This is a genomic window from Paenibacillus sp. B2(2019) (assembly GCF_008370385.1).
Classification (GTDB): Bacteria; Bacillota; Bacilli; order Paenibacillales; family Paenibacillaceae; genus Paenibacillus_AQ.
The window spans coordinates 264,393-276,978 of the sequence record NZ_VTZR01000021.1 but is presented as its reverse complement, the minus strand read 5'-3'; the positions used below and the strand labels follow the sequence as shown (position 1 = coordinate 276,978).

General features: G+C 40.6%; 10 protein-coding genes. 2 read left to right on the top strand and 8 right to left on the bottom strand.

What is annotated here, in order from left to right:
* Positions 1-230 precede the first annotated feature (230 nt).
* Positions 231-1,472, bottom strand: coding sequence for a Zn-dependent hydrolase (locus PAENI_RS20335; RefSeq protein WP_149646529.1), 1,242 nt, complete (start codon positions 1,470-1,472; stop codon positions 231-233).
* Positions 1,473-1,593: 121 nt separating this feature from the next.
* Here PAENI_RS20335 and PAENI_RS20330 point away from each other — a divergent pair, with 121 nt between their 5' ends.
* The gene (locus tag PAENI_RS20330) at positions 1,594-2,466 is read left to right on the top strand and encodes an alpha/beta hydrolase (RefSeq protein ID WP_149646528.1); all 873 of its coding nucleotides are present in this window, start codon (positions 1,594-1,596) and stop codon (positions 2,464-2,466) included.
* A gap of 65 nt (positions 2,467-2,531) precedes the next feature.
* On the opposite strand, the gene PAENI_RS20325 is transcribed toward PAENI_RS20330, so the two are convergent.
* The 7 genes from PAENI_RS20325 to PAENI_RS20295 form a co-directional block, all read right to left on the bottom strand.
* On the bottom strand, positions 2,532-2,984 hold the full coding sequence (locus PAENI_RS20325) for a nucleoside deaminase (RefSeq protein ID WP_042124600.1): 453 nt from the start codon (positions 2,982-2,984) through the stop codon (positions 2,532-2,534).
* A gap of 15 nt (positions 2,985-2,999) precedes the next feature.
* Positions 3,000-4,454 carry a cytosine permease gene (locus tag PAENI_RS20320; protein WP_149646527.1) on the bottom strand — a complete coding sequence of 485 codons (1,455 nt, stop codon included), beginning with the start codon at positions 4,452-4,454 and terminating at the stop codon, positions 3,000-3,002.
* 23 nt (positions 4,455-4,477) lie between these two features.
* The gene (gene arcC / locus PAENI_RS20315; RefSeq protein WP_149646526.1) at positions 4,478-5,428 is read right to left on the bottom strand and encodes a carbamate kinase; all 951 of its coding nucleotides are present in this window, start codon (positions 5,426-5,428) and stop codon (positions 4,478-4,480) included.
* A 31-nt stretch (positions 5,429-5,459) separates the two neighbouring features.
* Positions 5,460-6,605, bottom strand: coding sequence for an ankyrin repeat domain-containing protein (locus PAENI_RS20310; protein ID WP_223178980.1), 1,146 nt, complete (start codon positions 6,603-6,605; stop codon positions 5,460-5,462).
* A 100-nt stretch (positions 6,606-6,705) separates the two neighbouring features.
* Entirely contained in the window at positions 6,706-8,133 is a 1,428-nt protein-coding gene (locus PAENI_RS20305; RefSeq protein WP_149646524.1) for a YlbE family protein, read from the bottom strand.
* Between the two features lie 2 nt (positions 8,134-8,135).
* Entirely contained in the window at positions 8,136-9,683 is a 1,548-nt protein-coding gene (fdrA, locus tag PAENI_RS20300) for an acyl-CoA synthetase FdrA (protein ID WP_076283956.1), read from the bottom strand.
* Between the two features lie 15 nt (positions 9,684-9,698).
* Complete coding sequence (locus PAENI_RS20295) at positions 9,699-10,565, bottom strand: oxamate carbamoyltransferase subunit AllH family protein (protein ID WP_149646523.1); 867 nt, start codon at positions 10,563-10,565, stop codon at positions 9,699-9,701.
* Positions 10,566-10,850: 285 nt separating this feature from the next.
* Here PAENI_RS20295 and PAENI_RS20290 point away from each other — a divergent pair, with 285 nt between their 5' ends.
* The gene (locus PAENI_RS20290; protein WP_262495664.1) at positions 10,851-12,524 is read left to right on the top strand and encodes a PucR family transcriptional regulator; all 1,674 of its coding nucleotides are present in this window, start codon (positions 10,851-10,853) and stop codon (positions 12,522-12,524) included.
* The last annotated feature ends 62 nt before the right edge of the window (positions 12,525-12,586 follow it).

The following is a 12,586-nucleotide window of genomic DNA, read 5'->3' as shown; positions in this document are numbered from 1 at the left end:
CGTCCCATCTTCTATCAACATGAAAACCTACCTCCTCTTTTTCTGACCAAATTCGAATATGTTTTAAACTTCTGACCTTTGACCGCCACAAAAATACACCCCTTAGAATTTCATCGGATAAACAAGGGGGTTATCCGATATCTATTCTATGGGGTGCACTTCAAGTTCAATGAACGATATGAAACCTAAAGTCTTCAAAATGCTTAGTCCACTCATCTAGGTGGCACGATCTAAGTTTGTCTTACAAACGCATAACGAAGAACAGCTTCTTCTAGAATATCAATCCCCATAATGATATCATCCAAGTCTGTATATTCATTAGGATGATGACTAAGTCCATCTACAGAAGGAACAAAGATAAGCCCTACTGGACAGAGTTTGTTCATGTTCATAGCATCATGCCCTGCACCACTGATCATCCGTTGACTCGATATCCCCTTCTCTTCACAAATGGATTCTAGAACATGAGTGATCTCATCCGATAATAGGACTGGTTCCTCGGAGATGATTTCCGTACTCGCAATTTCAAGTTGTCTGCTCTCTTGTACTGAGGCTATCGTCTGATATAAATGATCTAACACACGTTGCCTGGATGCCACTGAAGTAGATCTGATATCAATTTTAATTTCCACTTCTCCCGGAACCACGTTCATAGCGCCATTCAAGATATCTATCACCCCTAGCGTCGCAACCGTTCCAAATTCTTGTTCGAGTTTGGCTGCCTTCTCAAGCTCAAGTGCTATTTCTGAGGCACCCAGAAAAGCATCTTTTCTCATATTCATAGGTGTCGTTCCAGAGTGGGATGCCTTCCCTGATATTTGAATATGAAGCCTCACGGGTGCAGCAATTCCAGTCACAATTCCAATTCTTTTATTATTGTTTATTAAGACAGGACCTTGCTCAATATGTAATTCAAAAAACGCTTTTAATTCTTCATTCTCTCTACTCGCCTGATCAATACTGTTATAATCCAGTGCACATAGCGAAAATGCCTTTTCCATTGTAATACCGTCTTTGTCCTTCAAAGATCTATATTTCTCCTTCTGAAATAACCCTGACATTATTTTGCTGCCTACTGTTGAAATACCAAAACGCGAGGATTCTTCACAGGCAAATGAGATAATTTCGATCGGATGATCCGTTTCAATCCCTTTTTCGTTTAGACGTTTGATCACTTCCAAAGCAGCCGTTACACCTACTACCCCATCGTACTTCCCACCTTGGTATACCGTATCCAAGTGAGAGCCCATTACAACGGGTGGGAGCCCTTCTATCTTTCCATTTCTTCTAGCAATCACATTTCCGCAATGATCCATCCGAATATCTAAATTTTCAGCCTTGCACATCCGCATAAAAGCACTCGTACATGTCTGCTCTTCATTTGTATAGGCAATTCTAGTGATGCCCTTCTCACCCGAGTTATATTGATTAATATTATCAAATAAAGCCTGATATCTTCTCTTTCTATCCATGCTAATATCTCCAATCCTGGGTATTCATGATTATGGTTTCATCAAAATTCGTGAATGATATACAATAGAGGTAGTGCTAGTCTTTAAAAATCACTTACTTGATGAGGTGTAATGGATAGCTATGAAGAAGACCATTATTTTTAAAGAAAATGACTCATTTACAATTAAAGCTGATTTTTATGAAACAAACCGTCCCCAAGCCCCTGCTATTGTGTACATTCACGGAGGCGGCCTGCTTTGGGGTGATCGAGAAGATCTATCCGAGGAAATGATACAACTTTACACTAATAATGGCTTTGCGCTATTTTCGATTGACTATAGATTAGCCCCTAGGTCAACCCTATCTGACATCCTTGAAGATGTCCAAGATAGCCTTCTTTGGTTAGAAAAGGAAGGACCAAAACAATTCTCCATTGACCCCTCGAGGATCGCTGTAGTGGGAAGCTCAGCAGGTGGTTTCCTTGCACTAAGCACAGGAATGTTTACCCATAAGCCACGTGCGATTGTCTCCTTCTATGGATATGGCGATATTAGCGCTCCATGGGCACTCGAACCAAGTAAATTCTATTGTGAAAAGGATATCGTCTCCATGGAGATTGCAAAAGGTACAGTGTCCGATCAAATCATTACGAGCGCAAGCGTTGACGAGCGTTTTCTTCTCTATTTATATGCAAGACAATCCGGTCGTTGGATCGAAGAAGTGATAGGCTTGAATCCTTCTCTACATAAGGAAGAGCTCCTCAAATTCTGTCCTATTCATCATGTAACTAAGGAATTCCCCCCTACATTGTTACTGCACGGAACGAACGATGTAGATGTGCCGTATGAACAATCGGTATTCATGAGAGCTGCGCTAGTGAAAGAAGGAGTACCGGCAAAGCTTATTACTATTCCAAACGGAGAGCATGTATTTGAAAAAGATTTCGATAACCCTGTTGTGCAAAAAGCTCTTCATCAAGTGATTGATTTCCTTCAGCTTCATCTTGCTGAGTAGGTCTGTAGAAGAACAGGAAAATCCGGCACTAAAATAGTGCCGGAAAATATAGGAGACCGCATGAATTATTTCTTGTTTAATTCGTGGAAATGCGTCCATAAATGATCGCAATCTTCTCTAGCTTCCACTTTAATCATATTAACAACACTCTCATCATGACCCACAAAATATTCGCGAAGGTGAATGTCAGAGAAGCCATGCTCTTTCGCATCATCTCTTGTGCTGCAATAATGAACTTCCTTAACCCCTGACCAAATGATAGCACCCATACACATTGGACACGGCTCACAGGTGGCATAAATTACGCAATCCGATAAGTCCATCGTGTCTAGCTTTTTGCAAGCTTCTCGGATAGCTACCATTTCTGCATGTGCAGAAGGATCCGTGTCTCTCATCATTGTATTGCTAACCGCTGCAATCACCTCATCGCCTCGGACAATCGTTGCACCAAACGGGCCTCCAAATTTCTTGTTCATACCCTCGATCGTTGCATCTACGGCCAATTTCATGTAATCCATTTCAAAATTCCTCCTCTAGTTTAATTGGGATGATTTTAGTGTTTTGCTAAAGATGGTGTATAGAACAAAAGAAACAATTAAGCCACTAAAGAAAGCAAAATCATTCATCCTAACTAGGAAGGGGATACCCTTAAGAAATGCACCTGACATAGGAAGGATGAAGCTGACTGCTAGAACAGCCATCGCAACAGGATTGTAACCATTCTTATATTCACCATTACTGCCTGCTGGGACATAGATATTATCAAGATTTAATACTCTTTTCCGATGAATAAAGAAGCTTGAAAGCATAATGCCCGCAATTGGACCAAAGATGGACCCAATAAAGCTATAGAAGTAGAATAAGGTCGTTGTACTTTCTACAAGCTTCCATGGCAAAATCAAAGTTCCAACAACGGCTGTTAAGACACCTGCAGTCTTTACAGTGAATTTTTTCGGGAAAAGAGATGACATTTGCAAGCCAGCTGGCAATAGGTTTGCAAACACTACGAAGGCGATTGCTCCTACGTTTAGCGCTAGAATCAATACAACAACAGCGAAAGTGTTTTCAATTTTATCAATGGCATGAACGATATTGAAAATCGGTTCACCAAACGCAATTTCTGTACCCGCGATTAAGGCCACACAAGTGATAGCAAAAAGAATATAAGACAAGATAAACCCTACTGGCAATCCAATCATAGCCGCTTTTGGTGATTTCGCACGATGTGTGAAGTCCGACATATTCACAACAGGACCCGCCCAGTTAGATACCAATGCACTCACGCAAGCAATAAAGACTAATGGACTTGAGCTTGGGTTCGCTGGTACATACTCTAAAATCGGGCCAAACCCTCCGGCAATCTTGATCGCCCAAACAGCAGCACCAATAATAAACACATACACTACTGGGGAAGACCAGTTACCGAACTTACCTAATGTTTTCATTCCACCTAAGAACAACAGAACCGTTGCTGTCCAAAGAATTGCATAGGAGATCATTGTCGGGAATGCTAACCCGAATAGTGTGAAGCCACCGCCTATATCCATATAATTCGGAATAAATCTAGCAAATATAACATTTAATGATTCTGCACCAACAACGGTAGTGGTTCCAAAGAATACTAATCCGGCAACAAGTCCTCGTATCAATGCCGGTATAATTGCTCCTTTTACCCCAAATGAATCACGAAGCAACATCGCGAATGGCAGCCCATATTTGGAGGCAGAATATCCGTTTAAAGCATAAAATGCGGAGACAATAATGGCTGAAAGCATAACAGCAAAGAGCACCTGTGTTGTATCCAACCCTAGGACAAAGAAACCTGCTACTGTCATATACGACATAATATTATGAACAGCGCCCATCCAGAGTGTTATATAGTTGGACATTCCCCAGTCTCTTTGCTCAGGCTTTTTGGGCAGTAATTCCTCACCGTAACCGTATGATTTGTACCTATCATAATTTTGTTCCAACTTTGCTTGATCCATATCTACACTTCCCCTCGCTTAAATTACTTCACGATATGAGTGCCTGCTTGTTCATTGATCGCATCTTTCAAGCTTTCCGGATTCGTAATAATAACTCGCGTTCCGCTGTTCTCTAAGAAGCTTAAACTTGCCTCGATTTTAGGCAGCATACTTCCTGCTGGGAAGTGATTTTCTAGCACATATTGTTTAGTCTCATCAACCGTCATTTTGGAAAGCTCTTTCTGATTCGGCTTACCATAGTTGATGCATACTCTAGACACTCCTGTTGTAATAATTAAGGTCTCCGCATGAATTTGTTCTGCTAAAAGACTCGTTGCAAAATCCTTATCGATGACTGCATCAACACCTTTGTACGTGTTATCATCAGACTTCACGACTGCGATACCTCCACCGCCTGCAGCGACAACGACAAAGCCCCCGTCGATTAATGACTTAATCGCGTCTTTCTCCACAATATCTATAGGTCTTGGGGATGGAACTACTCTACGGTATCCTCTGCCAGAGTCTTCTACAAAGCTCCATTCCGGATGTTCTTTTTTCATTTCTTCCGCTTGCTCTTTGGAAAAGAAGGATCCTACTGGTTTCGTTGGATTCTTGAAATTAGGGTCTTCTGAGCTTACTTCGACTTGCGTAATCACCGTAGCCACATTCTTGTGGATCCCTCTAACTGCAAATTCATTAATTAAAGCTTGTTGAATTAAATAACCGATTCCACCTTGTGTATCGGCTCCACAATTCACTAGTGGAACAGGAGACATGCCGGCAATTTCATGTGCAATCTCAGATCTTCTTAGTCCAAACCCTACCTGTGGTCCGTTACCATGAGTAACGACGACATTGTAGCCTTCTTGCACCATATCAACAATATTGACGACAACTTCTTTTACTGCTTCAGATTGGTCATGAATCGAATCCAGCCCATTTTCCTTGACCAATGAGTTCCCGCCAATAGCAACGATTACAGTCTCTTTCATCTGATGCCTCCTATGTTGCAATTTTTATGCGCTAACCGAGTAACTCAAGAGATTGCTTTTTGTGTGAGTGGTATAACGGATTCGTTGGATCATTCTTAATTGCGTTCTCGATAGCCTCAATGGCCTCTTTATGCTTACCGAGCGATCTTAGACTGTTCGCCTTATGGAAGGAGAAGTCATATCTATTCGGCTGAAGCGCTAGCAGCTTATCCATCTCGATAACTGCTTCTTGGTGTCGCCCAAGTTCTCTTAAATAATTGGATTTGTGGTAGCGATAGAACGTTTCATTAGGTGCCAGCTCACAGGCTTTATCATATTCCTGAAGAGCTTCCTCCGGTTTTTTCCATAGTCTTAAACAGTTCGCTGTGTAGAAATAAAATTCTAAATTAGCTGAATCAATAGAGATAGCGCTTTCATAGCATCGAAGTGCCTCTTCGTATCTCTTTAATTCCTGCAAGAAATACCCTTTATAATAGATGAAATCCAGGTTGTCAGCATCCACTTCCAGCGCCCTGCCCATGACAGATATAGCTTCTTCATATTGATCGTTGTTAGCGAGAGCCTTTGCCTGCTTCACATATTCGTTATTTTCTTGGAAGCTTTGTTCTAGAATCTTCAAGACTTTATGCTGACCGTTCTCTTCGGCACGTTGTAGGGATGAGAGCCCATCTCGATCAGGCAAATGCACATCTGCCCCTGCATGAACAAGCGCTTCAATAATGTCAGAATATAGTCGTCCGCCATTCCCCAATATGACTGCTTCAAGTAGGGCTGACCAGCCTAAGTCGTTGACATGATTCACTGGAACCCCAGCATCAATACACACTTCTACTGTTTTTAAATAGCCCTTTTCGCTCGATGGTAACAGCGCTGTTCCTCCAAATCGATTCACGCTCTTCAAATCAGCTCCACCAGCAATCATGAGACGCAGGATTTCATAAAAGCCATTTGCTGCTGAGCAAATAAACGGTGAGAGTTGTGTAATATCTCTAGTGTTCACGTCACTTCCTGCTTCTATTAACCTTTTAGCAATCGCGATTTGATTGTTTTGAGTTGCCGCCATTAACGCTGTTCGCCCTGCAACATCTTTATAATCAACACTGGCACCTTCGCCTAATAGTTTCTCAACAGAAGCCAGTTTTCCCTGTTCACTCGCCTCAATAAGTTTTGTATTCAAGGATAGACTATCCAAAATTGTTCACTCCTTCACAGCCTAGCACGAAGATGTTCGTCTAGTTCGAAATAAGAATGGTGGGCTAAGCAAGTTAGCCCTCTTCTTATTTAATATTTTCACTTAATGCAAGTAATGCTTGTTCAAATGCTTCGATTGGAGGGTTAACGATACCCGCACCAATCATTCCAATCCCCGCATCTTTATGTGCAATGGCTGTATTAATAATCGGCATAATTCCTGTTTGGATGACTTTTTGAATATCAATACCTGTTGGAATCCCTATAAAGTCAAGCATTGGAATCGTCACGTTAGGATTTTCAGTGGTTGTGATTTCCGCCATTTTTGTGGTGTAGCTGATTGCATCATCAACGGTACCCCCCACAAGCGAAACAATAGCCGGTGCAGTTGCCATAGCAAATCCGCCAATTCCATAGGTCTCCGTAATCGCACTGTCACCAATATCAAGACCAGAATCCTCAGGTTTGTAACCAGCGAACATAGGACCAATTACTTGTTGTGCAGGACCTGTAAACCACACATTTCCAGCGATTCCACTCACGCGGATACCGAATTCCACTCCGTTACGAGCCATTGTGGTAACAATGGTACTATTCTCAATATCATGCGCAGCATCAAGGGCACATTTACAAAGCGCCATCCATGTCGGACCCGAGAAATAGTCGCTGCTGCTAACGAATTCAAACACTTCTTTTTTCTGTTCAACCGTGAAATCGGTTTGGATAATATAAGGCGTTAGTGCTTGAATGAGCAGGGTTGTTCCAGCTACATTTCGGTTATGACACTCGTCCCCCATATGAAGGGCTTGTGAGAGCATTAGGCGCAAGTCAATCCCATTTGGATTAAGTTTCATCGCATCTCTTAAAATAGGACCCAATACATCTCGCATCCAAATCAAACGCTGGATAACACTCTCGTCATTGGCACCCATGCGAAGGATTTTGGACATTTGTTCACTTAAATTTGTATAGGCAATATTTCCATAAGTTTTATTCTCAACAATATGCATAAACATGGAAGCCGATGTTACACCAGCCATGGAACCAACACAGTTATGTTCATGACATGGCGAGAAAATAATCTCTCCTGACGCGGCTAGTACAGCTGCTTCGTCAATATTGGGGGCAAGTCCTTCAAATACAATAGCCCCTGTTACCGCACCTTTCATCGGACCATTCATTCGTTCCCAAGTGATTGGCGGGCCAGCATGTAAAATCGTATTTTTCGTCATACCAGGAACCACATTGATCGCTTGGTCAAAGCCAATCAGTACCGGTTGCGAGTTAATAATTCGCTCAACAGCCTCTTTGTTAGCAGCTTCAATCTTATCTGTAACACTTGGGTCTTCAAGCTTATCCAGCGCAGCAATTAATTCTGGATTCCCTCTGCCTGGCGGCGTCCACTCCAAGTGAGTTACATTCGCGTTTTGTTTTAACAAATCATCTCTAAAGTTCGCAATGCCTACATTTATGACATTTAGTTTATTCGTAAAAAGTTCATTGATTTTACTCATGACTATTCTCCTTTCACAACGAATTCTCTTGCTAGTAGACCTGCGTTCTGACTGCTGCTAGCATGTGTAGCACCAGAAGCTAACAATTTATTTATTTGACCTTCAATATTTTGACTATCTAGCTCTGTTCCAAGAATGTATCCAATAATCTCTAGATGTCTTCCTTCATCTTCAGCGGCTTGCTTCGCTTCGATAATCGCTGGAAGCATTGCGCCTACAGGATCTTCGTGCGCTCCGAAGCCTAGAACAAAGTCCATCACAATAACACCGACAGAAGGATCTTTTGCTTCTTGAATAAATCTTTCAATCCGAGTGGATGGATCTATCATTGGATGTGGTTTGCCTTGTGTAAATTGGTCGTCTCCGAAGTCAATAAAGGTATGATCTTGGCTTACTCTAACATCTTTTAAGCGATATTCAGGATCTCTCTGAATGTTACTGTAGACATTATCGAATTTCTCCATAGCAATGTGCATCGCTTCATCACAGAGCGTACCGCCACTGAATAGTCCACGGATATATTTTTGCTGAGGATTTAACTTCGCACGCACTTCTTCAATAAGCGGAAGATTTAACGCACGTTTGTTAAGCTTCGATTCGTCTGCTCCAGCTAAAAGTACCGCTTTAAGTGCCGCTTCTTTTGACATTTTTGCAAAATGACCGCCAGCTTGGGTGACCTTTTCTTCATTCCCACCCACAAACCAAACCACGACTGGTTTCTTACATTGTTTAATTTGTGCAAGTACTTTCTCTTCTACACTTGGTGCTGGTGGTTTAGATACGAGAACAATAACCTTTGTTGCATCGTCCTCTTCTAACGCTTTAATTCCGGCCAGCATCATAATGCCGCCAACCTCTTCACTTAGATCTCTACCGCCTGTACCTATCAACTGTGTGATTCCACCGCCAAATTCATGAATACGAACCGTTACCTCTTGGCTACCTGTTCCTGATGCGCCAACGATCCCTATATTGCCTTTTCTCACGGCATTCGCAAAGCACAAAGCGACATTACCAATAATCGCAGTTCCACAGTCTGGCCCCATCATTAGCAAGCCTTTTTCTTGGGCTAAAGTCTTTAATTCAATTTCATCTTCAATACTTACATTGTCGCTAAACAGCATGACGTGAAGATTATTTTCAAGAGCTTTTCTTGCTTCTCTAGGAGCGTAGCTCCCATTTACGGCAATAATCGCTAAGTTAGCTTCAGGAGTACCGTTTACAGCTGAGGTAATTGTTGAGTATTTAACCTCACTCTTTCCTTTAGAGGAATCTTTCTTTTTCGTTAACAAATCATTGATGCTTTCGAAAGCACCCTCACATAGTTCTTCAGAGGCAGCCTTCACAATAATCACTAAATCACTTGTTTTGGCACTTTCTACTTCAGGTGTCATCAAGCCCACATTTCTAATGACCTCTTTATTCATTTCAGTACCCATTGCAATAATGGCTTGTTCTACGATTTCGATCTGATTCGCTTTTGTTGAGAGTGACATCAAAGATACGGAATCGATATACGTGTTTGGTTTTACTAAAACTTGAACAGTCATACTTTTACCTCCCATTTACATGTTCATTTCCATCCCTGCAACAATTCCTAGAGCTATATCAGTACCCGAAGTGGATCCTATAGCCAGTACCCTATCTAAAGCCAATAGCAATTCCTCTTCGCTACCTCTAAATAATGCTTCCATTAAGTCACTTATAGACTCTCTTACCTGGCCACCTGCTGCTTTAGCTAATGCCATATAGCTGATATCATTGGTTAAAGCCTTCGCATGTAAGACGACTTCTTCACAAAACGATTGGTGTGAAAAGTATTGATGATTCTCGATGCCCATGACGGTAAACAATCCCACCAAGAAATCATCACCGGCTGGCGTTAAGCCTGGTCCAAGGCCTATGAGCGAAGTTGCATGTGTGATTGCAGTAGAGATTCGCTTGTTTTGCAATTCCGATACAAGTAACTGCGTCCGTTTATGAAGCATTCTAGACATTTCATCATCAAAAGCATTGCCACTATTGAAAGCCCTTTCAATTCTGCTGTTATTTACGTGAAGTTTGATATATTGCTTCATGGTGGATACATTCATTATTAAGACATCAGCTTCTGAAGGATATTTAGGCAGTTTACAATTCCATTTCTTAACACCATTCATTGTGATAGACATCTTATTAGCAATTGATAAAACGGAATGATCTGAACTTACAATGTCATTCACCCTGATATCTACTTCTTCAAAGTGTTCTAAGTCAATAATAAGTGTATTAGGAGCATTATCGATTCCCTTACACGCAATAGTATACAAATCTCCACAATCCAAACATTGAATATTAATTGTGCGATTAAACGTGCTATGAACAAAACCATGAAACTTATGATGAATGATTCGTTGAATAAAATCGCCATCACCGGATTTCGCAAACCTCACTAGAGTCACCTCTGTTTTAATTCCTTATATTTTCAAAAAGGTGATTGACCTCCTTTTCACTTCAACAGATGGATGAATGCATTGAATAATATGATTTGGTTACATCGTACAAAGGTAACGACGAGCGTAACTACCTTACGCACTTAATATATAATATACTGGTAGGGATCGTCATCGTTTAAGCGAACCAAAAAGAGTGCATCCTATTTGTGCATGTTATACAAGTGAATGTGTTAAAAGTGTGTCTGAGGAGCGTGCCAAAAATTGCTAACCGTTAAAGACTTAATGAAGATCAAGGCTATAGAGGGAATAAAAATTGTTGCTGGAGAACAAGGTATTGATAAATCCATATCCATCGTTAACATTATTGAGAATCCTGACGCCTTTGACTGGCTTTCACCGAACGAACTACTCTTATCAACAGGCTACATCTTTAAAAATAATGCAGAACTACAAAATCGAATTATTAAGGAACTTGCGGAGCTGAACTGTTCAGGATTGGTTGTAAAAATGAAACGGTACTTTGACAAGCTTCCTCAGAACATGATTGATGAAGCCAATAAGTATGGGTTACCCCTTTTAGAACTGCCCTTTGAATACACACTCTCTAACATGATCTCGATCATTAATGAGAAGGTTTCCGGAAGATATGATTTGCTCAATAGAAAGACTTTAGATATACATAACTTGTTCTTCAAAATCACCCTCGAAGGCGGTGGTATTGCCAAAATAACTTCCATGTTATCCGAAACGATTAGTAATCCTATTATTGTCGTAGACAAGGATTGGCGATTATTGCATCACACTGAACATGCGAAGAACAACAGTCCTCTTGAGTATTATCTTGATTTTTCAAATCGACAGCCTGTTTTTAATAAAGCGTTCATCGATACTATTCCTACCAATCTAAATGAAATGAAAAAGTCTATTAAGAGGACCTATCATTCAGAAGGTGCAGAAATAAAATGTCGAGTGATTCCTGTCGCTGCTTCTAACTATATTTATGGCTATATTGTGATTTGGCAGACAGTGCAAGAGCTATCAGAATTTGATTACATTATTTTGCAGCAAGCCTCCACCATAATGGCACTCGAGCTGATCAAAGCAAAGGAAATTAGCGAACTTGAAATAAGAATTAAGCAGGACTCCATTGATGATTTACTTTCGGGGAAAATATCATCCCATGAAGCGCTGCAAACCTTATGTTATTTACATGGATTAAATCCGAGCTATATGTATTACAGTATGGTGATAAATATTGAAATGAATGAAGCAGACAAGTTTGAAGATATGATTATTGGAAAGTACAAAATGGAGTCCATTGCAAAAAAATGTGTAGACATCATTTATGACTTGTCGCATAAAGCGATTGGAGAAATAAAGTGCTTTTATAGAAATAATAGAGTCATCATTCTAGTAGGGCAAAATGAAGAAAGACCTCCTGTTGCGATTAGTGATGCCAAGTTATATGCAAATGAACTGCTTGAGGTACTTATTGAAAGAACGAAGGAAACACTCCTAATAGGCATTGGTCAGCAATACAGTACAATCAGCTCGCTGCATAATAGCTTTTCTGAGGCGAACGAAATGATTAAATTGATGCAACAAAAAAACCTTCAAAACAAGGTCTCACATTTCGAAGATTATTCGGTTTACCATCTGTTGGAAGCTAATATCAAAGTCGTTGCCTTAGAAGAATTTTTTCGGAAGTGTCTAGGTAAAGTGTATGATCATGATCAATTACATGGTACAAGCTACATGTTAACTTTAGAAAATTACTTTATTAACAATCTGAATGTCACCGAAACTTCAAAGGCTATGTTTTTACACAGAAACACACTTATCTATCGCATTGAGAAAATAAAGGAAATCCTAAATCTGGACTTAAAGCATTCAGAAGAATTACTACGAATTCAAATAGCGCTAAAGATATTTAGTATTTTAAATAAAACGATTTAAAAAAACTCCCCATACAGCAGCAGGGTTCATTATTACACCTGTCTACTACATGGGGAGTCTTT

Coding starts and splice junctions, on each gene's coding strand:
- PAENI_RS20325 (WP_042124600.1), bottom strand. CDS start 2,984: ATGGATTACATGAAATTGGCCGTAGATGCAACGATCGAGGGTATGAAC.
- PAENI_RS20290 (WP_262495664.1), top strand. CDS start 10,851: ATGAAGATCAAGGCTATAGAGGGAATAAAAATTGTTGCTGGAGAACAA.
- PAENI_RS20305 (WP_149646524.1), bottom strand. CDS start 8,133: ATGAGTAAAATCAATGAACTTTTTACGAATAAACTAAATGTCATAAAT.
- PAENI_RS20330 (WP_149646528.1), top strand. CDS start 1,594: ATGAAGAAGACCATTATTTTTAAAGAAAATGACTCATTTACAATTAAA.
- PAENI_RS20335 (WP_149646529.1), bottom strand. CDS start 1,472: ATGGATAGAAAGAGAAGATATCAGGCTTTATTTGATAATATTAATCAA.
- arcC (WP_149646526.1), bottom strand. CDS start 5,428: ATGAAAGAGACTGTAATCGTTGCTATTGGCGGGAACTCATTGGTCAAG.
- fdrA (WP_076283956.1), bottom strand. CDS start 9,683: ATGACTGTTCAAGTTTTAGTAAAACCAAACACGTATATCGATTCCGTA.
- PAENI_RS20320 (WP_149646527.1), bottom strand. CDS start 4,454: ATGGATCAAGCAAAGTTGGAACAAAATTATGATAGGTACAAATCATAC.